Source organism: Galbibacter sp., from assembly GCF_048266365.1.
Lineage (GTDB): Bacteria > Bacteroidota > Bacteroidia > Flavobacteriales > Flavobacteriaceae > Galbibacter.
Genome location: NZ_JBLWZP010000011.1, coordinates 1 through 21,494, shown reverse-complemented (window position 1 = coordinate 21,494; position 21,494 = coordinate 1). Strand labels below are relative to the sequence as shown.

The following is a 21,494-nucleotide window of genomic DNA, read 5'->3' as shown; positions in this document are numbered from 1 at the left end:
TAATTGTACTGTGTGTTATCAAGAAAGGTGAAGGGATAGACCCGTAGAAGCCTTAGCAACCCTTTGTTTTTCGATCGAAAATTGGAGAAGGTGCTACATTCTACCACATGATTAGTGGAAAGATAACTAAAAAGACTTCTGTTTTTTTTCCCTTGATACTTAGCGCATAATAGACATTACCTTTTAAAAGGGACTCTTAATTTTATAGGACAATCTTTAACAGAAATGATATGGAAAAGGATATTAAAAAGGCGTTAGAAACACGAATCTTGGTATTGGACGGTGCCATGGGAACCATGCTGCAGCGTTATAAGTTTACCGAGGAAGATTTTCGTGGTGAGCGTTTTAAAACCTTTGAGTATCCACTACAAGGAAATAACGACCTTCTTTCTATTACTCAGCCTCATGCAATTGGGGAAATACATGCCAAATATTTTGAGGCAGGTGCAGACATTGTAGAAACCAACACCTTCTCCAGTACGCGTATTGGAATGGCAGATTATCACCTTGAGGATTTGGTATATGAACTGAATTTTGAATCTGCAAAAATTGCCCGAAAGGTGGCCGATGAGTTTACGGCAAAACAACCAGGCAAACCTCGTTTTGTTGCAGGTGCGATGGGTCCGACAAATCGTACTGCCAGTATGTCCCCTGATGTAAATGATCCAGGATTCAGAGCTGTTACTTTCGATGATTTACGTCTGGCCTATACAGAACAAATAGAAGGATTAATTGATGGTGGTGTAGATCTATTACTCGTTGAAACCATATTTGATACGCTAAATGCTAAGGCTGCATTATTTGCAATTGAAGAAGTCAAGGCTGCCCGTAATTTAGACATCCCTATTATGGTGAGTGGTACCATTACGGACGCCTCTGGAAGAACGCTTTCTGGACAGACTGCGGAAGCATTTTTAATCAGTATCTCACATATACCCCTACTTAGTGTAGGGTTTAACTGTGCCCTTGGCGCAGATCAGTTATTGCCCTATGTGAAACGCTTATCGAATCAATCACCGTTTTACATCTCAGCTTATCCAAATGCAGGTTTGCCGAATCACTTTGGAGAATACGATCAAACGGCCGAAGAAATGCAAGCTTTGGTACGTAAATACTTAGAAGAACATGTGGTGAATATCATAGGAGGTTGTTGTGGTACTACACCGGAGCATATTGCTTTGATTGCAGAAATTGCCCAGACGTTTCCACCTAGACAGGTGTTGGCCTCAAGCCTTAGCTAACTAAAAAATAACATGCCGAGCATCAATGATGTTTGAAGTTGAAAAAAAGAGAATGATTGACCAGCAGAATATAGAACACAATAAAAAACGATTACCCTTGGCCTTATCCGGATTAGAGCCATTGATAATCGATGAAAATACAAACTTTGTAAATATTGGAGAACGAACCAATGTTACCGGGTCTCGAAAATTCCTTCGACTCATTAAGGATGAGAATTACGACCAAGCATTGGAAGTAGCTAGAGCACAAGTAGAAGGAGGCGCCCAGATCATCGATATTAATATGGATGAGGGAATGCTGGATGGGAAGTTCGCTATGGTTAAGTTTTTAAATTTGATTGCAGCGGAACCAGATATCGCTAGAGTGCCCGTAATGATTGACAGCTCCAAATGGGAGATCATTGAAGCGGGATTAAAAGTTGTACAAGGCAAGGGAATTGTAAATTCCATCAGTTTAAAGGAAGGTGAGGATGAATTTATTCACCATGCTAAACTTATCAAACGATACGGAGCGGCGGTCATTATTATGGCCTTTGATGAAACTGGTCAAGCAGACAATTACGAAAGACGAATAGAGATATGTAAACGCTCCTATGACATTCTTGTCAATGAGGTGAAGTTTGCGCCCCAGGATATCATTTTTGATCCTAACATTTTCCCAGTGGGAACAGGGTTGGATGAACACCGTCAAAATGCGGTTGATTTCTTCCGTGCCACCAAGTGGATACGCGAGAACTTACCACATGCGCAAGTCAGTGGTGGTGTGAGTAATGTTTCCTTCTCCTTCCGTGGTAACAATACAGTTCGTGAAGCCATGAATGCTGCGTTTTTATACCACGGGATTCAGAATGGGATGACCATGGGAATTGTCAACCCGGAAATGCTAGAGGTCTACGATCAGATCGATAAGAAGCTACTAGTTTATATTGAGGATGTACTATTGGATCGAAGAGAGGATGCCACAGAACGATTGTTGGATTATGCAGAAACAGTACAAGGCAACTCAAAGGAGAACGAAAAACAACAACAGGAGTGGAGAAACGGAAGTATTCAAGAACGAATCACACACGCCCTGGTTAAAGGTATCCTAGAATTTATCGAAGAAGATGTCGAGGAAGCCCGTCAACAGGCGGTTAAGCCTATCGAAGTTATAGAGGTGAATTTGATGAAAGGAATGAATGTGGTGGGAGACCTTTTTGGTAGTGGTAAGATGTTTTTGCCTCAGGTAGTAAAATCTGCTAGGGTGATGAAAAAAGCCGTTGCCTATCTGTTACCCTATATTGAAGCCACCAAAGATGAGGATTCAAGATCAGCTGGTAAAATTGTTATGGCTACCGTAAAAGGTGATGTGCACGATATTGGTAAAAATATTGTTGGTGTTGTATTGGCCTGTAATAATTATGAAATTATTGATCTTGGGGTTATGGTTCCGCCAGAAAAAATTATACAAACCGCACTTGATCAAAAAGCAGATATTATTGGATTGAGTGGATTGATCACCCCATCTCTAGATGAGATGGTGTACCTGACAAAAGAATTGGAAAAACTCAATTTAAGCATCCCGGTGATGATTGGAGGTGCGACCACTTCAAGAGCACACACGGCCGTTAAAATCGCGCCGGTATACTCTAATACTGTAGTGTATGTTAGTGATGCTTCAAGATCGGTTAACGTCGCAGGGAACTTATTGAATCCAAAAGTGAATGTGAACTATAAGGCGGAAGTAAGAGAAGAATATGACACCGTTAGAGCTGGATTCTTAAAAAGAACTCGAATTAAAAATTACCTACCAATAGCACAAGCGAGAGCGAATAAAATGCAACTCGATTGGGAAGCATATAAAGCGCCTAAACCTAATTTCATTGGGGTAAAACAGATTGAAATCGATCTAGCGGAATTATTACCTTTTATGGACTGGACTCCTTTTTTCAGATCATGGGAGCTACACGGAAAATACCCTAACATTCTAACCGATGAGGTTGTTGGAGAGGCAGCGACAAAACTCTTTGAAGAGGCTACCCAAATGCTCAAGAAGGTCATAGATGAGAAGTGGCTTACGGCCAAAGGAATTTTAGGAATATTCCCGGCAAATCAGGTCAATGACGACGATATTCAACTTTATTCAGAAAAAGGAGAGGAGTTAGAGAAGTTCTTAACCCTTCGTCAACAATCACAAAAAACCAAGGGTGCTCCAAATATTGCATTGGCAGATTTTATTGCACCTAAAGAAACCGGAAAACAGGATTATATGGGGGCATTTTGCGTCTCCACTGGATTTGGGGTTGATGAAATATCTGATAAATTCGTTAAAAATTTAGATGATTATAACTCGATAATGATCAAAGCCTTGGCAGACCGTTTGGCAGAAGCCTTTGCGGAATACTTACATAAAAAAGTACGTACAGAAATATGGGGATACGACGCAAGCGAAGAACTATCTAATGAAGAATTGATCAAAGAATCATATAAAGGAATTCGACCTGCTCCAGGGTACCCTGCTTGTCCGGATCACCTAGAGAAACAAACGATCTGGAGTTTGTTAAATGTCGAAGAAAACATAGGTGTAAAACTTACGGAGAGCCTGGCGATGTGGCCGGCTTCCTCTGTGTCGGGCTATTATTTTGCCAACCCTAAAAGCCGATATTTTGGCTTAGGTAAAATAAAAGAAGACCAGGTCGCTGATTATGCTAAGCGTAGAGGAATCAGTGAAGAGGAGGCTAGCAAATGGTTGAGTCCAAATATCGCAGAGTCATAAATCGGTCCCTTATCCAATAAACAAATCCAACAAAAAGTCGCATGAAAGTAACAGAACATATCGCAGCTGCTCAAAATAAAACCTTATTTTCCTTTGAATTAGTTCCACCACAAAAGGGTAAAAATATTCAAGAACTCTATGATAACATTGATCCTCTTATGGAGTTTAATCCGCCTTTTATTGATGTAACCACCTCTAGAGAGGAGTTTATTTATCTTGAAAAGGATGGGCTGTATGATCGAAAAGTGACTCGAACCAGACCAGGAACGGTTGGGATCTGTGCGGCGATCAAGCATAAGTATAAGGTAGATACCGTACCTCATGTCTTGTGTGGTGGATTTACCAAAGAAGAAACCGAGTATATGTTGGTGGACTGTCAATACCTCGGTATTCAAAATGTGATGGCACTTCGTGGCGATGCCATGAAACATCAACGCTATTTTGAAGCGACCAATGGAGGACATACCTATGCTTATGAATTGGTTGGACAAATCAGGGACATGTGTCAGGGAAAATACCTGCATGAAACGCTAAAGGTTAGTAATAATGATGATTTCTGTATTGGCGTAGCGGGATATCCTGAAAAACATTTAGAAGCACCTTCATTGGAGTTTGATCTTAAAAAGCTCAAGCAAAAAGTGGATGCAGGCGCTGATTATATTGTGACTCAGATGTTTTTTAACAACAGCAAGTATTTTGAATTTATCGAAAAGGCACGTGAGGCTGGCATTACGGTACCGATCATACCGGGGATCAAGCCTATTGCCGTTAAAAAGCATTTGCAACTATTACCACAGGTGTTCAAAATTGATCTTCCGGAAGATTTAATAACTGCTGTAGATGCGTGTAAGGATAATAAGGAAGTACGTCAGGTTGGTATTGAGTGGTGTATTGCTCAATCTAAAGAACTCAAGGATGCTGGGGTGCCTGTACTACATTATTATTCTATGGGTAAATCCGATAATATAAAGAAGATCGCTGAGGCGCTATTTTAATTATTAAGTTTATTTTTGCAATTGAAAAATGAACAATGCGAAAAGTAATTATAGTATTGGCGTTGATGTTTTGTTTCGGGTTAAATGCTCAACAAGACGATAAATCATATGCTTCTTATATTGATCTGAGCTACTTTTATGGCAACATAAGTAAGCACAATGATGACATTCTACACTTAATTACCGGACACCCGGAAGGCTATTTACTGAGCTGGAATAGAAAGACCTATGGGCACAAAGAATGGGAGCAATTGTATAATTATCCCGAATATGGTGCCTCTATGCTTTATCATAATTTCAAGAACCCCTATATGGGAAGTAATACTGCTTTCTACGGGCATTATAACTTTTACTTTTTTAACAGACAACTTATGTTCCGTGTAGGGCAGGGGGTTGCCATTGCGGATAAGCCTTATGATAAGGTAGAGAACTATAGAAATGTGGCCTTTGGTTCTACACTCCTCAGTAGCACCTATTTGATGTTAAACTATAAGAAGGAACGAATTTTTAAAAGGTTTGGTCTACAAGCGGGACTAACTCTTGTCCATTATTCTAATGGAAACACCAAAGCACCTAACACCAGTATTAATACTGTCAACTTTAATATTGGCTTAAATTATAACCTGGAAGAAGTAGATCCCGATTACATTGAGACAGAAGGTCTAACTAATGCCTTTACAGAACCGGTACGTTTTAACTTTGTATTCAGAACTGGTGTAAATGAAAGTGACGTAATCGACAGTGGTCAATTCCCATTCTATATCTTCTCCGTTTATGCAGATAAACGACTTTCTAAAAAGAGTGCTATTCAATTGGGAACTGATGTTTTTTATTCTAATTTCTTAAAGGAATACATAAAATACAGTAGTATTTCTTATCCGGAAAGAGGTATTGATGGCACAGAAGATTACAAGAGAGCAGGGGTGTTTATAGGACACGAACTTTTCCTCAACCGACTATCTGTGGTTGCACAGGCAGGTTATTATCTGTACTACCCGGTGGATTACGAAGGGGAAGTTTATTTAAGAGGAGGATTAAAAGGCTATCTTACTAAAAACAGAAAACTCTTCGGAGTAATTACGGTTAAGGCGCACGCTGCACAGGCAGAAGCTGTTGAAATAGGAATTGGTTACAGATTGTAATATGATGAATTTGAATACATTATCGCTACTAAAATATATAGGATCTATCAGCAGGTGGACTGCATTACTTACCCTTTTTTTACTAATGGGATGTGATAGTGAAGATGCTAACGATTGTATACAATCCGCAGGAACTACAATAGAACAACAAGTGAGTGTTGAGGCATTTGACCGGATACTGGTGGAGCGAAACGTAAATATGGTACTACGTCAAGATTCAATAGCTAAGGTTGTGATTCGAACCGGGGAAAATCTTCTGCCCGATATCAAGGTTCAAGTTGTTGACGGACAGCTACAGCTAATAAATGAAAATGATTGCAATTTCTTTAGGGATTACAACCTGACTACCATTTACGTGACCAGCCCTGATATTACAGAAATCCGATGCTCCACTCAAGGAGAAATTCGATCAGAAGGAATCATCACTTTGGATAAACTAAGGGTGTACTCAGAGAACTTTAGAAACAATGAGTATTTGACCAGTGGGGAAATTTATTTAAATGTAGATACTCAGGATTTTCAGTTGGTATTCAACGGAGTTTCAAATATGCACATTCAGGGAAAATCAAAACAGTTGAACATCACTATGGCAGCTGGAAATGGACGATTTGAAGGACGGGATTTTGCCGTTGAAAATGCTACCATCTACCATCGAAGTTCCAATGATGTCATTGTAAATGTGGCAGGAAACCTAAAGGCAGATCTTTATGGAACTGGTAACCTTATTGCTGTAAAACGCCCTGCCACCGAAGAGGTCACTAAACACTATAAAGGGGAATATATTGTTGAGTAATTGATTTAGTGGTTCACTCCAAATCATGATAATGGAATCAAAGTTTACTTCTTAGATGACTTTGTGTATAGCTCACCATTTTTCAATTTTCTATTATACTCGTTAAGATCTTTTTTCACCTCACCGATTAGGATATACATCCCGATCATGTTTGGAAACGCCATGGTTATAATCATCATATCAGCAAAATCTAAAACTGCGCCAAGTCCAACTGATGCACCAATAACAACGAAGACTAAAAACATGACCTTGTAGATCAGCTCAGAACTATTGCTTTTTCCGAAGAGAAAGGTCCAAGCTCTCATTCCGTAATAGGACCAGGAAATCATGGTTGAAAAAGCGAATAGTAATACTACCATGGTCAATACGTATGGGAACCACGAAATAACTGTAGCAAATGCACTGGAAGTCAGTTGAACTCCTCCCATTCCTTGCACCTCGTGCATGCCTGTGAAAATCAGTACAAGTGCAGTTAATGTACAAACAACTACAGTATCTATAAATGGTTCGATTAAAGCGGCATAACCTTCCGATATGGGGTGATTGGTCTTTCCTGCACTATGTGCAATGGCTGCAGAACCAACTCCGGATTCACTTGAGAATGCGGCCCTTTGGAAACCGACAATCATCACACCTATAATTCCTCCTTTAAGAGCGGTAGCATTAAAAGCTCCGTTATAAATCGCAGATAGAGCAGCCCCTAAATTTTCAATATTTATTCCGATAATAATAAAAGCCGCGATCGCGTATATTCCAGCCATCACCGGTACAATACGACCTGTTACCTTTCCGATGCTCTCGATACCTCCAATAATCACTGCACCCACTAACAAGGCTAAAAATATTCCAAAATACATACCTTTACCTTGCATGAATTCAAATTGACTGGCTAGAATTTCATAAGATTGATTAGCCTGGAACATGTTACCACCACCTAAAGTAGCACCAACACAAAGTATAGCAAAAAGGACAGCTAGAAATTTACCTAATTTCTTGGCGTTTCTACGTTCAAGCCCATGTTTGAGATAATACATTGGTCCCCCAAAAATTCTACCTTCTGAATTGATAGTTCTGTATTTAATTCCCAAAGTACATTCCGTGAACTTTGATGCCATTCCAAGAAGTCCGGCAACAATCATCCAAAAGGTGGCTCCAGCACCCCCAACTGAAATAGCAATGGCCACTCCGGCAATGTTTCCCAGGCCAACGGTCGCCGAAACTGCAGTGGTCATAGTTTGGAAATGCGTAATCTTACCTGGTGCATCTGGTTCGTCATATTTTCCTTTTGCAAGCTCAAGAGAGTGACGTACGCCTTTAAAGTTTATAAATCCTAAACGAATGGTAAAGAAGAATGCTCCAAAAATTAGCCAAATAACAATTAAGGGTATGTTACTAGTTTTAGGGTCTCCATTTGGATGTCGAACCAAAACGGGCTCATCTAAAGAGATTTCCGCTAGATTATGAGCGCCAACTTCGATGACGTGTTCTTTATTCTCAGAATTGTAAATAACCTCATCTTTGTCCGAAAGTTGCTTAAGTATTCCAACAGCATTGGCGTATACATTTAGATCTCCCCTTTGAGTGGAACTAACTACGGCAATCAGGTCTCCTTCTTCGACATGATCTCCCTCATTCACCTTCCATTGTTTTAAAACAAAGCGGTCTTCTATTCCTGCGCTCCATCCAGGTACGGGTACGGTTTTGATATCCGCATATACCTTAGGATCATAGATGCCGAAGGTGCTAAAAGGATCCCAAAAAAGTACTTTGTAGAGTTGATTAACTAAAGGAACCGCCGTTCCGTTGAAAAGTTCCGGAATATTATCCGTCTTAATTTTATAAGTATGCTCAACACTTTTCCCCTGGCTATCTGTAATTGTAACGGTGTAGGGTATCCCTTCGGTAAGGCCGGTAGCGGTGTTCGAATGAAGTGCTGTATTTTGATTTGACCACTTATAGGTGTATGGTGGAACTCCGCCTTGAACCTCTAAAATGATATAGCCATCATTAATAACCTTTGATTTGTTACCTAACTTTTCTTGTACTGCCAAATCCTGGCTTTGGAGTGAAAGAAATGAAATTGTGAATAGTAGGGTAATAAGGTATTTGATCATAATATTTTACTATCGTTTCTTATTGAATAATAATGCTTCTAAACCGCTGCTTTTATCTATAATTTCCAATGCCGTGCACAATGGTAAACTCATTTTCACAATCTCTCAACAACAAGTGAATAAATAGCCTATAGTATAATTTGGCTGTTGTGTCAACCCTTTTTAATCTGGAGTGAATTCTATCGAAATACGTGAAGATAAAGCATATAAAGCTCCCGTAACCGCCGAGAAGAAAAATAAATCAGTTTATAAAACCATCCTATTTTTAAAATACATTAAAAAATTAATGTTGCAAATATAATAGATATATCGTTTGTCAATAGAATTATACTAATTAATTTACTTATTACTAGCGCAATGGAACGGCAAGTAATGGAACTTTTAATTCATCAACAAGGTCCTTTTTGTTGTTGGCCGTGAAAAGATTGTATATGAAGTCCTTTTTTCTGTGCCCGGCAATAACTAAATCAATATTCAATTTGTCAACCTTTTCCCTAAGCACTGTAGAGACAGCTCCCTGTACTAGAATAGCCTCAGCTTCAATACCGTATTCGTCTCTTATTATTTGAGCACACTCTTGTATGAAGGCCGCTTCTTTTTTGCGGTTCTCAGCTCTTTGATCATAGATGAATTGTGGCCCGGCTTCTCTTCCAATTAAGGAATCTGGATCTGGTATGGCCACATGTATAATCCATATTTTACCGTTTGAATACTTGGCAAATTTAACGGCTTGAGGAATAAGTTTTTCTGCATCTTTAGTTTGACCGATGGCCACAAGAATGTTTTCCATAATTAATTTTCGATTTAAAATAAGATTAAGATACAAATATTAGTCGAACTGAGAAATTTACAAACCATGAAACTTTATTTTAAGGTAATTCCATGTATTGCACTTTGTGATTACGAAATGCTAGCTTGTTAATCCCCGTAAAGATACAGGTCTGAAACAATTCACAAGCATGAAGTATAATTTTAGGCTTTGGTCAATTCGATAAATAGGCTTTCTAAATTTTTATTCTTTTGATTTAATTGAAGGGTTTTAAGACCGTTGTCATGCGCAAAATCAAATAGCGATCCTCTCATGTCTTTGTCGGTATTAAAGGTAATTTCGTAAACGAAACCAACAGTGTTTTTTACTGCGACCACCTTAGGTAAATTCTCAAGTAATATGTTTTCCACACGATAGTCAAACTCCACCTCGATAATTTGTTCTTTTGAAGCGCGAAGATCCTTTAGTATTTTATCCGCCACGATCTGACCTTGTTTTATAATAATCACTCGATCACAAATGGCTTCAACTTCTTGCATGATGTGCGTAGATAACAAAATAGTTTTTTCCTTTCCAGCTTCTCGTATTAAATTTCGAATTTCAATAAGTTGGTTAGGGTCCAATCCGGTGGTAGGCTCATCAAGTATGAGAACCTCTGGATTACTGATCAGTGCGGCAGCTAATCCGAGACGTTGTCGGTACCCCTTGGATAGGGCATCTATTTTTTTATTTGCGTGATCACTCAGTCCACAATCCTGAATCACAGGCTCAATTTGTTTTTTGTCTACCTTATATATGCAAGCGATGTATTTTAAATATTCTCGAACATACATATCCAAATGCAGAGGATTGTGTTCCGGTAAGTAGCCGATACTTCTTTTAATATCCATCGGCTGTGTGACGGCAGAATAATCATTGATCAGGACACTGCCTTTGTCAGGAGAAAGATAGGTCGTTAGAATTTTCATAAGCGTAGATTTACCAGCTCCATTTGGGCCAAGTAAGCCTACAATTTCTCCTTTTTTAATAGAAAATGATATGTTGTCAAGAGCTAGTTTATCATCGTAACTCTTGCTGATATTTTTAATTTCTATAGACATTCTTTGTCAATTAAATATATTTGCCAACCAAAGTAAGGAATTCTGTTGTTTAATTCCAAGTATCCGTAAATATAGACGAATTTTAAGGATACTCGAATATTGCAAATTTCTTCATCCCCCTGTTCTAAAATTCGTTAGAAGGCTAATCATATGTATGCAAGTATTATCTTTTTATAAGGTTCAGAAAAGCATAGGGTTTTACTTCAATAAACAAAATTCTTACTCAATACGCAGTAACCTTTGAGCCAATTCTATCATCTCAGGATCACCGGTGTGTTTGTTTGGTTCATCAGAAATTTTAACCGTTGACACCCAGTTTTTACTACTGGTTAGAACCTCCGTGAGTTTGATCACGATATTCATTGGTCTAAGACCGACATCATTGGTAAGGTTGGTTCCGATACCAAAAGAAAGTCCGATTTTTCCTTTACAAGCTTTGGTGATGGCCTCTACTTTTTCTGGATTTAATCCATCGGAAAATATGATGTATTTGAAAAGTGGATTAATGCCATGTTTGTTGTAATGCTCAATGGTTTTTTCTGTGAACTCATACGGGTCCCCGCTGTCATGGCGGACACCATCAAATAACTTGGCAAATTTGGTGTCGAAATGTCTAAAGAAAACATCGGTGGTATAGGTGTCTGATAAGGCCACCCCTAAATCCCCTCGAAATACATCGACCCAGTGTTCTAAGGACATGGAGTTCGCCATTTTAAATCCATATTCAGCGGCATGAAACATAAACCATTCATGAGCGTGGGTTCCTATGGGTTTTACGTGATGAAGCATGGCCATGTGGACATTACTGGAACCCGTAAAGATATCCCCTTTATAGGTAGAAAGTGTATTCATAACCACTCTGTGGGTGCGGTAAGAATGTCTTCTTCGCGTACCAAACTCTGCAAACTTTACTTGAAGCTCATCATAAAGTTTAATTTTTTCCAGGGTATTGGCTACAATCTTTTCATTGCTCCAAGCTTCTTGCCCGGTAAGCTTATAGTAGAGTTCGCTGATAAGCGATAATAAAGGCACCTCCCAAAGAATGGTGCGATACCAGTAGCCTTGGACGCTGACCTTTAATTCCTCTCCATCTTGTTGGATACTCACTTCAGAAGGATCATAACGATACCCTTCTAAAAAATCGATATAAGCTGGATTGAGGTAAGGACAATTCTCAATTAAAAATTGCTTTTCATCTTTAGTGAGTTGCAACTGTGTCATTTGATTGACAGCAATTCTCAAGGCCTGATCAAAGCCTTCAGGGAATTTGTGTTCCCCTCGATTGATGAATTGATACCTAGACTGTACGCTCGGAAATAGTTTCACCACAGCACATTGCATGGTGAATTTATAAAAGTCGTTATCTAAAATTGAATTAAATACTGAGAATTGAGTGTCCATAAGCATTACGAGCTTTGTAAATTTTCTGAAAGTTACTATTTATTTTTGAAAATTGAGTTTCAGATTACAATGTCATATGGATAAAAGGCGAAGGATTATTTGAACTATTCAGTGCTGAAATCAGTGACTATAGCAGGCGATTTCGGCATAATTGAACTGAGTCCAGGACAAGAACAAAAGCGCATTGACTTGGACTCAGATTACATTAACATGTACACTGATAAAATTCCAACAATTGATTTTTGAACTACCATAAAGCCATTTAGTCTATACAGTATCTTAATGTTGTAGCATTGATGTGTAGTCACCTTTTTTTATGCTCATATTTTCTTTGGAGAATTCAGTGCATTTCATGCTGTATGAATCTCCGTTCTTTTTATTAGGGGTAAAATGCATCTCCATCATCATTGAATTCTCATCCATAGGAATTGCGGAAGCCGGATTGTCGTGCTCCATATCGAAAAGTCCACTGTTAAACCCTACAGGAGTTTGGTTGGTGACCCATACTTTAGAAATACCATCATCAGTAGTAATTTGGTAGCCTTTACAACGGTAGCCTAAAATGGTCTTACCTTCGATTTCCACGAATTTGTAATCTTCAGGTTTGGATTCTTCTTCAGCCTTAGCGAGTATCTTTTTAAACAATTTGTTGTCCGTGCGCATAGGCATAATCATCTTATCACCCTTGTTCTCCATAAACATCGTCATGCTTTCATTTTCCAAATCCAATACGGTAAAATTCTTAGTGTCGCTTTGAACGATTTTTGTTCCAAAATACTTTACATCAGGTTCTAGCCAATACTCCATTACATTGGTATCTTTACCGGAGCTAATTTCCATTACAGCCTTATAAGAAAAGCTGTATTGATCTGGTACGTTTTCTAGATTTCCGCCGCCTAGCATTGATTGAATGCTTTCTTGCATATCCCTGGCGTTCTGATCTGCCTGTTTGTTATCGTTAGTATCAGATTCTATCATTCCATCGATGGCCTCATCAGTGGCTTCAGAGACCTCTTTGTCTGTTCTGTTTAAAACAGTTCGCTCTACAGCGTTTCCGGCTTTCTTTTTTAGTTTTTTCAAAAATTGCGCCTGGGCGGGAACGGCAAAACAAAGGATCAGTAGTACTGTTATGATATTTCTGAATTTCATGACTGATAATATTTAAGATGATAAGCTAAAGTTAGCGAACTGACACTTTGTAATGCCTTGGAATCTTTGAGTTACCCACAATATTCGGTAAATGGCATTAAATTAAGGTTGAACTAGTTGCAATTCAGGGGCGATCTACCCTGTACTATGGATTCTCGAATGCGCTATAAAAATAAGCCACTACCAATCTATCGAGCAACTTAAAACTATAATTGCTTTAAGAATTGTGTCCTTTTATTTAAATCGCTAAATCTGAGTTGGTTTTTTTGAAATACCAACTTCTTTAAAGCAAGAATCTTGTGTAAATTTCGCAGCTTAAGGTTGCTTTTGAAATTAAATCGTTAAAAAAAGTTATATTTTATAACAAATTGAAAAAAATTAATGTCCCGGGGTTTTATATTTCAAATTAATAGTTACTTTAGCACCTCAAACATCAAGAGATAATGTTTACAAACGCTTATAACTGGAACTTTTATTTTTTCTTCTTTTACTTTTTTAAAAGAGGAACGGGACTGTTGTAGGTATTTGTAATAAAAATATATGTTAGTCCCGGAAGAAATTTCGGGACTTTTTTTTATGAAATAATTTCAAAATGAGTAAGAAAATTGCAATACAAGGAATACTAGGATCTTTTCACCACCAGGTGGCGCAAGAATACTTCGGAGAGGATGTTGAGGTAGATGAGTGCTTGTCGTTTGACGCCTTGGTAGATAGCCTCTTAAGTAAAGAAAGTTCCGTAGCAGTGATGGCTATTGAAAATTCCATCGCTGGCTCTATTATTCCAAATTATGCTCGTATTGATGACAATGACCTGCATATCATAGGTGAGCATTACATCAGTGTACATCACAATTTATTAGCCCTAAAAGGACAATCCATTGCGGATATTAAAGAGGTTTATTCTCATCCTATGGCTTTACTTCAGTGTAAGGCTTTTTTTAGACAGTATCCGCACATTAAATTAATCGAAGATGTGGATACGGCAGAGGTAGCAAGGAGGATTCAGCAAGGCAATTTAAAGGGCGTAGGAGCTATTGCAAGTAAGATTGCTGCTGATATTTTTGAGTTAGATATTCTTGCCGAGCGCATTCAAACGATGACCAATAATTCGACGCGATTTGTAATCATTCAGACGCAAAATTCTGTAATTCCAATAGCCGAAATCAACAAAGCGTCAGTGAAGTTTGAATTGGGTTCCAAGCGCGGAAGCCTAGCAACGGTGCTCAATGTAATGAGCGATTGCAGACTAAATCTAACCAAGATTCAGTCCTTGCCGAAAATTGAAACCCCATGGCGTTATTCCTTTTTCGTGGATGTGACCTTTGAGGAATATGCAGATTTTCAAAAAGCCAAATCATTATTGGCCCTTATGGCATCAGAATTTAAAATTCACGGAGAGTACAAAAATACAATGCGATGATAAAAGTAGCAGATCGCTTAGCTAGCGTAGAAGAATATTACTTCTCTAAAAAATTAAGAGAAGTGGGCGGACTAATCGCTCAGGGAAAACCTATTATTAATATGGGTATTGGTAGTCCGGACTTGGCTCCAGCACAGCAGGTGTTGGATGCGCTTGTCAATTCTCTAGAAGATGAGAAGGCACACCAATATCAATCCTATCAAGGATTGCCGGAATTACGAATGGGGGTTTGCTCGTTCTATCAGAAGTATTTTGATGTGAGTTTAAACAGTAACACTGAGGTGTTGCCTCTTATGGGTTCTAAGGAAGGTATCATGCATATCAGTATGGCGTTTTTAAATCCAGGTGATGAGGTGCTTATACCGAACCCGGGGTACCCAACTTATACTTCGGTAACCAATTTGGTAGGCGCTGTAGCTAGGTATTACGATCTGAGTGAAGATGGAAATTGGTTACCAGATATTAAAGCCTTGGAGCAGACTGATCTTTCCAAAGTAAAAATAATGTGGTTGAGTTATCCGCACATGCCTACAGGGGCTAATGCTAATGTGGCAGTATTTGAAGAGTTGGTCAAATTTGCAAAAAGGAACCAGATTCTTCTGGTGAATGACAACCCATATAGTTTTGTGCTGAATGATCATCGTTTGAGTATACTATCAGTAGCAGGAGCCAAAGAGGTAGCACTGGAGCTTAATTCTCTAAGTAAAACTTTTAATATGGCAGGCTGGAGAGTTGGATTTGTATTCGGGAGTGCCGAGCATATTGGAGCTATATTAAAAGTGAAGAGCAATATGGATAGTGGGATGTTTTACGGTCTACAAAAAGGAGCCATAAAAGCCCTTGAATTATCAGCGGATTGGTACGCTAAGCTCAATGAGGTATACACACGACGCAGAAGTTTAATGTTTCAATTGGCCGATAAATTAGGTTGTACATATGATACAAGTGCCACTGGTATGTTTGTTTGGGCTAAATTGCCAAAAGGAGCAACATCTGCAGAGGAATTTATAGATACCGTACTCTACGATAAAAGCATATTTATTACCCCTGGAACCATATTCGGAAGCCAAGGAGAAGGTTATATTCGTTTTTCTTTATGTGTTAAAGAAGCACAGATTGAACAAGCGATTAAAAGATTTGAAGCATAAACCAATTTTCACGAATGGAAAATCAAAATTCAAAATGAAAGTACTGGTAATAGGATTAGGGCTCATAGGAGGATCAATGGCCATCGATATTAAGGCCAGCAATAAAGGTGCAGTGATCTTAGGTTATGACGCAGATGAAGAACATCTGGATACCGCGATATCACTAGGTTTAATCGACGAGAAGGCCACTTTGGAGGATGCTGCATCAGTTGATGTAATTATTGTAGCTATTCCGGTAAATGTGTCTTTAAAGGTGATTCCTAGGGTTTTGGACATCGTAAAAGATGACACATTGGTCTTTGATGTTGGCTCAACAAAAGCGAATATTTGTAAAGTGGTAGGTGAACACCCGAATCGCAGAAATTTTTTAGCGGCGCACCCTATTGCAGGTACTGAGTATTCAGGCCCGCAAGCAGCCATAAAAAATTTGTACAAAGGCAAGACAAACATTGTCTGCGAGGTAGAAAAAACAGCATTCAAAGTACAAGAGCGCGCTATGGAAATCTTTAATGATCTCGGGATGCGAATTCGGTATATGGATCCATTGGCACATGATCGCCATATTGCTTATGTATCACATTTGTCGCACATCAGTTCATTTATGTTGGGTAAAACGGTCATAGATAAAGAAAAAAATGAACGCGATATATTTGATATGGCAGGCAGTGGATTCGAGAGTACTGTTCGTTTAGCGAAGAGTTCTCCCGCCATGTGGAGCCCAATATTTGAGCAGAACAAACAAAATGTAATAGAGACTCTCGAGGAATACATTGTAAACCTCCAAAATTTTAAGGAGCTCATGGAATCCAATGATTTCGAGGCGATTTATAAAGAAATGGAGGATACCAATAGAATCAAGGAAATATTAAAAGGAATAACAATCAAATCATCATAAGTATTTTAAAATGGAAAATTCAGCAGCGTTAAGAACATGGTTAGATGATATGAACCTGTCGCACCCTTTGGTGATTGCGGGGCCATGTAGTGCAGAAACAGAAGAGCAAGTGCTTAAAATTGCACATGAACTAAAAGGAACGGATGTCAGTTACTACCGTGCAGGAATTTGGAAACCAAGAACCAGACCAGGGAACTTCGAAGGCGTTGGTGCTTTAGGTTTAAAATGGTTACAAAAGGTTAAAGAGGAAACAGGTCTTAAGACCGCTACTGAGGTGGCTAACAAAGCTCACGTAGAGTTAGCATTGGAGCACGATGTCGATATGTTATGGATCGGAGCACGTTCTACTGTAAGCCCTTTTATTGTTCAAGAGATTGCAGACGCTTTGGAAGGAACTGATAAAGTTGTTTTGGTGAAAAACCCGGTAAATCCTGATTTGTCATTATGGTTAGGAGGTATTGAGCGTCTGTATAGCAGCAACATTAAAAAATTAGGTGTTATCCATAGAGGGTTTTCTACTTATGAAAAATCAAAATATAGAAACAATCCAGAGTGGCAATTAGCCATTGAGCTTCAGAATAGATTCCCGGATCTTCCACTTATTCTGGATCCTTCGCATATCACTGGTAAAAGAGATATGATATTTGATGTTTCTCAAACAGCACTAGATTTGAATTATGACGGTTTGATGATTGAGACACATTTCGACCCTGATAATGCATGGAGTGATGCTGCGCAACAAGTAACACCTGCTGTTCTAAAACAAATCATGAGAGATTTGAGAATTAGAAAAGAGACTGACCAGGAAGCAGATTACAACAAACAACTTAGCAACTGTCGTGCTCAAATTGATGTAATTGATAATACGTTAATTGAAATCCTTGGTAAAAGGATGAAGATTTCTGATCAAATTGGTGGATTGAAAAAACAACGTAACGTGGCTGTTTTACAATCCAAACGTTGGAATGAAATCTTAGGTAAAATGGTTCTAGAAGGTGATCAAGTAGGTTTGAGTGAAGAATTCATCCTTCGCATCTTCAAAGCGATTCACCAAGAATCCATCAATCATCAAGAGAAGGTTGTAAACCAATAAGGGAATATTGGAAGTCAAAAGTACACTTAGGGTCTAAGCAACTTCTAAATTCGTACTTTTGACTTCTAATTTTTCGATATGAATGGAACTGTATATAAATCTACGGGTAGCTGGTATAATGTAAAAGGAGAAGACGGAAGCTTTATCGATTGTAGAATAAAGGGGAAGTTTCGTATACTTGGTATTAAAAGTACCAATCCTGTTGCTGTTGGTGATGTGGTTGAATTTGATATTCAAGACAAGGCAGGGGAGCAAGTAGGAGTGATAACGGCTATACACGAGCGTAAGAATTACATTGTAAGAAAGTCTGTAAATCTTTCTAAGCGCACGCATATCATTGCGGCCAATGTTGATCTGGCCTTTATGTTGGTGACTTTAAAAGAACCGGTGACCTTTACGGACTTTATAGATCGTTTTCTAGTGACCTGTGAGGCGTATCATGTAACCCCGATTTTGGTTTTTAATAAAATTGACCAGTATACAGAAGAAGAATTAATACAGGTAAGGGATCTTATCGATCTCTATACTGATATAGGATATCAAACCCTTGAGGTTTCTGCTGCTACAGGAAGGAATGTGGCTGAATTTAAGGAGATGATCAAAGGAAAAACCAGTATTTTTTCTGGCCATTCAGGAGTTGGAAAATCCACCTTGGTCAATGCTATAGAACCAGGGCTTGACCTCAAAACAGCAGAGATTTCACAGCAGCACAAACAAGGCCAACATACCACCACTTTTGCAGAAATGTTTGATTTGAGCTTTTCAGGTCAGATCATTGATACCCCAGGAATCAAAGGCTTCGGGATTGTGGATATGGAAAATAGTGAGATTGGGAACTACTTCCCAGAATTTTTTGCCATTAAGGGAGAATGTAAGTTTCACAATTGCCTGCATTTGGATGAACCAAAATGTGCTGTGAAACAAGGAGTAGAATCGGGGACAGTGGCATGGAGTAGGTATAAGAGTTACCTACAGATTATTCAAGGTGAAGAAGAAAATTACAGAACAGACGCTTACGCAGAATAAGGTGAGTTAACCTAAAAGAATCAGGGGATACATGAAAGTTGTTATTCAAAGGGTAAAACAATCAGCGGTTCATATCGATGGAGCCGAAAAAGCAAAAATAGGTCAAGGACTTCTAGTCCTTGTAGGAATAGAGGAGATTGACAATCAAAATGATATTGAGTGGTTGTGTCGAAAGATTGTAGGTTTACGCATTTTTGAAGATCAAGACCAAGTGATGAATCGATCCGTCCAAGATATTGATGGAGAGATCATAATAGTGAGTCAATTCACCCTTCAGGCTTCAACCAAAAAAGGAAATCGCCCTTCTTATATTAAGGCGGCAAAACCAGAGACAGCAATTCCGTTATATGAGGCCTTTGTGAGGTGCTTGGAACACAACTTAGGCAAGAGTGTCGGGACGGGAACCTTTGGAGCTGACATGCAAGTTTCACTTGTCAATGACGGTCCGGTAACCATTCTAATTGATTCTCAAAACAGAATATAGCTGATTGCGTTTTACAATACAGATTGTTAATTCCTCGTTTTAAGAGGAGATATAGTTGAATCACAGTAAAAACTTAAGTCATTCGTATGGATTTAAAAAATGCACAACTCGAAGTTGATAAGTGGATAAAGGAGCATGGAGTTCGCTATTTTAACGAACTTACCAATATGGCTCAATTGACTGAGGAGGTCGGAGAGGTCGCACGTATTATCGCAAGAAGATACGGGGAGCAAAGTGAAAAAGAAAGTGATAAGGATAAGGATTTAGGAGAAGAACTAGCAGATGTTGTTTTTGTAGTACTCTGTCTTGCTAATCAAACGGGTATTGACTTGCAAAAGGCCTTTGATGCCAAGATGGATCTCAAATCAAAGAGAGATCACAATCGCCACCATTCCAATGAGAAGTTAAAATCCTAAAAGTTAAGCTTAAGCATACAGCGACATGAATATTCGAATACAATCCAATCAAACCAAATTTAAACAACAAATTACCATAACAGGTTCAAAGAGTGAAAGTAATAGATCTTTATTACTTAGGGCGCTATATCCTGATTTGACCATAGCCAATCTTTCCAATTCAGATGATTCTGTAGTTATGGAAAAAGGACTTGAGATTCAAAATGGAACTGTTGATGTTCATCATGCAGGAACTGCCATGAGATTTTTAACGGCTTACTTCTCGGTTAAACCTGGTTCAGAGATCATTCTTACAGGTTCAAAACGGATGACTGAACGTCCGATAGAAATTCTTGTGGATGCACTCAAACAATTAGGAGCTGATATTTCTTATGAAAAAAATCAAGGATACCCTCCTATAAGAATAAAAGGGAAACAAATCACCGAAAACAAGGTGACTTTGGCTGCTAATATCAGTAGCCAATATATCTCAGCTTTATTGCTTGTTGCACCATCACTGCCTAATGGGTTAATTCTGAAATTAGACGGTAAGATCACTTCTGTTCCCTACATTCGTATGACCCTTGCATTACTCGAAGAATTAGGGGTGCAAACTAACTTTGAGGGCAATACAATTACGGTAGAGTCCTTAGGTACTTCGCCTAAACAACAACTGGTTGTAGAGTCCGATTGGAGCTCAGCCTCCTATTACTACAGTATAGTGGCATTATGTGAACAAGGCACTGCTTTAAGGCTCTCAAGCTATAAGCAAAACAGCCTTCAGGGGGATAGTGTGCTTCAAGAAATCTATAAAGAATTTGGAGTAGAATCTTCATTTGAAGGGCATGACCTTGTACTGACAAAGCTTAAGAAGGTTTCAAAGGATACGGTAATCAATCTTGATTTGACCAATGCTCCGGATATTGCACAAACCATTGCCGTAAGTTGCTTTGGCTTAGGAATTGCCTGTGAGCTCAGCGGTTTACATACCTTGAAAATTAAAGAAACAGACCGTCTAGAAGCATTAAAGGCTGAGCTTGGTAAATTAGGAGCTCAGATAAGCGTTACTGATAAAACCCTGTCTTTACAGGCGGGTTCAGCAATAAAAAAGGAAGTTGCCATAGATACTTATGATGATCATCGTATGGCAATGGCTTTTGCTCCATTAGCACTTAGGATGCCTATTTTAATTAACGATGCTGAGGTAGTTAGTAAATCCTATCCAGATTTTTGGAAGGATCTTGTCTCATTAGGATTTCAGAAGGAGGAACTTTAATACCACTGGTTACTATAGACTAAGATCTAGGGAGGTCCATGCAGAACTCAGAGCGTGAAACCCATTGAGCAAGAGGTGTGGATAGTATGTAGATTCACCTGTTGTTCTTATTCAGTTGGTACTCAAGACATATCACTTTAAGTGGATGTCAGATATGGAGCAAGAATTACTGCCTGTTCATCATTCTGGATGTGTAGGTTATGTATATATTCATTTCTTACATAAACTACCCAACCACGCATAGCGATGGATTGGGTTTTAAACCTGAAGCTAGATGAGCAATAGCGCAACACATAGC

General features: G+C 38.8%; 18 protein-coding genes and 1 riboswitch. Of the genes, 13 read left to right on the top strand and 5 right to left on the bottom strand.

The features are described from left to right. Window positions 1-12 precede the first annotated feature (12 nt). Window positions 13-129: riboswitch (SAM riboswitch) on the top strand. Between the two features lie 101 nt (window positions 130-230). The 5 genes from ACN0TV_RS14100 to ACN0TV_RS14080 are packed head-to-tail and all read left to right on the top strand — an operon-like array spanning window position 231 to window position 6,926. Next, the gene (locus ACN0TV_RS14100; protein ID WP_417363556.1) at window positions 231-1,241 is read left to right on the top strand and encodes a homocysteine S-methyltransferase family protein; all 1,011 of its coding nucleotides are present in this window, start codon (window positions 231-233) and stop codon (window positions 1,239-1,241) included. Window positions 1,242-1,293: 52 nt separating this feature from the next. Next, complete coding sequence (metH, locus tag ACN0TV_RS14095; protein ID WP_417363555.1) at window positions 1,294-3,996, top strand: methionine synthase; 2,703 nt, start codon at window positions 1,294-1,296, stop codon at window positions 3,994-3,996. A gap of 41 nt (window positions 3,997-4,037) precedes the next feature. Beyond that, window positions 4,038-4,991 carry a methylenetetrahydrofolate reductase [NAD(P)H] gene (metF, locus tag ACN0TV_RS14090; protein ID WP_417363554.1) on the top strand — a complete coding sequence of 318 codons (954 nt, stop codon included), beginning with the start codon at window positions 4,038-4,040 and terminating at the stop codon, window positions 4,989-4,991. Between the two features lie 35 nt (window positions 4,992-5,026). Further along, window positions 5,027-6,133, top strand: coding sequence for an acyloxyacyl hydrolase (locus tag ACN0TV_RS14085; RefSeq protein WP_417363553.1), 1,107 nt, complete (start codon window positions 5,027-5,029; stop codon window positions 6,131-6,133). A 1-nt stretch (window position 6,134) separates the two neighbouring features. Continuing rightward, entirely contained in the window at window positions 6,135-6,926 is a 792-nt protein-coding gene (locus ACN0TV_RS14080; RefSeq protein ID WP_417363552.1) for a head GIN domain-containing protein, read from the top strand. A gap of 44 nt (window positions 6,927-6,970) precedes the next feature. Here the strand turns inward: ACN0TV_RS14080 and ACN0TV_RS14075 are convergent, their stop codons facing one another. From ACN0TV_RS14075 to ACN0TV_RS14055, 5 genes are all read right to left on the bottom strand, one after another. Further along, entirely contained in the window at window positions 6,971-9,040 is a 2,070-nt protein-coding gene (locus tag ACN0TV_RS14075; protein WP_417363551.1) for an amino acid carrier protein, read from the bottom strand. 349 nt (window positions 9,041-9,389) lie between these two features. Further along, window positions 9,390-9,830, bottom strand: a complete 441-nt coding sequence (locus tag ACN0TV_RS14070) for a universal stress protein (RefSeq protein ID WP_417363550.1) — start codon at window positions 9,828-9,830, stop codon at window positions 9,390-9,392. 182 nt (window positions 9,831-10,012) lie between these two features. Beyond that, on the bottom strand, window positions 10,013-10,909 hold the full coding sequence (gene gldA, locus ACN0TV_RS14065; RefSeq protein ID WP_417363549.1) for a gliding motility-associated ABC transporter ATP-binding subunit GldA: 897 nt from the start codon (window positions 10,907-10,909) through the stop codon (window positions 10,013-10,015). 219 nt (window positions 10,910-11,128) lie between these two features. Then, entirely contained in the window at window positions 11,129-12,316 is a 1,188-nt protein-coding gene (gene pncB / locus ACN0TV_RS14060; RefSeq protein ID WP_417363548.1) for a nicotinate phosphoribosyltransferase, read from the bottom strand. A 273-nt stretch (window positions 12,317-12,589) separates the two neighbouring features. Further along, complete coding sequence (locus ACN0TV_RS14055) at window positions 12,590-13,459, bottom strand: DUF4412 domain-containing protein (protein WP_417363547.1); 870 nt, start codon at window positions 13,457-13,459, stop codon at window positions 12,590-12,592. 592 nt (window positions 13,460-14,051) lie between these two features. On the opposite strand from ACN0TV_RS14055, the gene ACN0TV_RS14050 reads away from it, so the two are divergent. The 8 genes from ACN0TV_RS14050 (at window position 14,052) to ACN0TV_RS14015 (ending at window position 21,196) form a co-directional block, all read left to right on the top strand. Next, on the top strand, window positions 14,052-14,879 hold the full coding sequence (locus ACN0TV_RS14050; RefSeq protein ID WP_417363546.1) for a prephenate dehydratase: 828 nt from the start codon (window positions 14,052-14,054) through the stop codon (window positions 14,877-14,879). Then, window positions 14,876-16,027 (top strand): pyridoxal phosphate-dependent aminotransferase, encoded by a 1,152-nt coding sequence (locus ACN0TV_RS14045; RefSeq protein ID WP_417363545.1) that lies wholly within the window; start codon window positions 14,876-14,878, stop codon window positions 16,025-16,027. Before ACN0TV_RS14050 ends, ACN0TV_RS14045 begins: the two co-directional genes overlap by 4 nt. Before the next feature lie 34 nt (window positions 16,028-16,061). Next, the gene (locus ACN0TV_RS14040; RefSeq protein ID WP_417363544.1) at window positions 16,062-16,922 is read left to right on the top strand and encodes a prephenate dehydrogenase; all 861 of its coding nucleotides are present in this window, start codon (window positions 16,062-16,064) and stop codon (window positions 16,920-16,922) included. A 10-nt stretch (window positions 16,923-16,932) separates the two neighbouring features. Beyond that, window positions 16,933-18,015: a chorismate mutase gene (locus ACN0TV_RS14035; RefSeq protein WP_417363543.1), complete on the top strand. Its 1,083-nt coding sequence runs from the start codon at window positions 16,933-16,935 to the stop codon at window positions 18,013-18,015. Between the two features lie 78 nt (window positions 18,016-18,093). Beyond that, on the top strand, window positions 18,094-19,041 hold the full coding sequence (gene rsgA / locus ACN0TV_RS14030) for a ribosome small subunit-dependent GTPase A (protein ID WP_417363542.1): 948 nt from the start codon (window positions 18,094-18,096) through the stop codon (window positions 19,039-19,041). Between the two features lie 31 nt (window positions 19,042-19,072). Next, window positions 19,073-19,525, top strand: a complete 453-nt coding sequence (gene dtd / locus ACN0TV_RS14025; RefSeq protein WP_417363541.1) for a D-aminoacyl-tRNA deacylase — start codon at window positions 19,073-19,075, stop codon at window positions 19,523-19,525. 86 nt (window positions 19,526-19,611) lie between these two features. After that, a complete protein-coding gene (locus tag ACN0TV_RS14020; RefSeq protein ID WP_417363540.1) occupies window positions 19,612-19,941 on the top strand; it encodes a nucleotide pyrophosphohydrolase in 330 nt (109 codons plus the stop codon). Between the two features lie 25 nt (window positions 19,942-19,966). After that, the gene (locus ACN0TV_RS14015) at window positions 19,967-21,196 is read left to right on the top strand and encodes a 3-phosphoshikimate 1-carboxyvinyltransferase (protein WP_417363539.1); all 1,230 of its coding nucleotides are present in this window, start codon (window positions 19,967-19,969) and stop codon (window positions 21,194-21,196) included. Window positions 21,197-21,494 lie beyond the last annotated feature (298 nt).

Coding starts and splice junctions, on each gene's coding strand:
- ACN0TV_RS14100 (WP_417363556.1), top strand. CDS start 231: ATGGAAAAGGATATTAAAAAGGCGTTAGAAACACGAATCTTGGTATTG.
- metH (WP_417363555.1), top strand. CDS start 1,294: ATGATTGACCAGCAGAATATAGAACACAATAAAAAACGATTACCCTTG.
- metF (WP_417363554.1), top strand. CDS start 4,038: ATGAAAGTAACAGAACATATCGCAGCTGCTCAAAATAAAACCTTATTT.
- ACN0TV_RS14085 (WP_417363553.1), top strand. CDS start 5,027: ATGCGAAAAGTAATTATAGTATTGGCGTTGATGTTTTGTTTCGGGTTA.
- ACN0TV_RS14080 (WP_417363552.1), top strand. CDS start 6,135: ATGATGAATTTGAATACATTATCGCTACTAAAATATATAGGATCTATC.
- ACN0TV_RS14075 (WP_417363551.1), bottom strand. CDS start 9,040: ATGATCAAATACCTTATTACCCTACTATTCACAATTTCATTTCTTTCA.
- ACN0TV_RS14070 (WP_417363550.1), bottom strand. CDS start 9,830: ATGGAAAACATTCTTGTGGCCATCGGTCAAACTAAAGATGCAGAAAAA.
- gldA (WP_417363549.1), bottom strand. CDS start 10,909: ATGTCTATAGAAATTAAAAATATCAGCAAGAGTTACGATGATAAACTA.
- pncB (WP_417363548.1), bottom strand. CDS start 12,316: ATGCTTATGGACACTCAATTCTCAGTATTTAATTCAATTTTAGATAAC.
- ACN0TV_RS14055 (WP_417363547.1), bottom strand. CDS start 13,459: ATGAAATTCAGAAATATCATAACAGTACTACTGATCCTTTGTTTTGCC.
- ACN0TV_RS14050 (WP_417363546.1), top strand. CDS start 14,052: ATGAGTAAGAAAATTGCAATACAAGGAATACTAGGATCTTTTCACCAC.
- ACN0TV_RS14045 (WP_417363545.1), top strand. CDS start 14,876: ATGATAAAAGTAGCAGATCGCTTAGCTAGCGTAGAAGAATATTACTTC.
- ACN0TV_RS14040 (WP_417363544.1), top strand. CDS start 16,062: ATGAAAGTACTGGTAATAGGATTAGGGCTCATAGGAGGATCAATGGCC.
- ACN0TV_RS14035 (WP_417363543.1), top strand. CDS start 16,933: ATGGAAAATTCAGCAGCGTTAAGAACATGGTTAGATGATATGAACCTG.
- rsgA (WP_417363542.1), top strand. CDS start 18,094: ATGAATGGAACTGTATATAAATCTACGGGTAGCTGGTATAATGTAAAA.
- dtd (WP_417363541.1), top strand. CDS start 19,073: ATGAAAGTTGTTATTCAAAGGGTAAAACAATCAGCGGTTCATATCGAT.
- ACN0TV_RS14020 (WP_417363540.1), top strand. CDS start 19,612: ATGGATTTAAAAAATGCACAACTCGAAGTTGATAAGTGGATAAAGGAG.
- ACN0TV_RS14015 (WP_417363539.1), top strand. CDS start 19,967: ATGAATATTCGAATACAATCCAATCAAACCAAATTTAAACAACAAATT.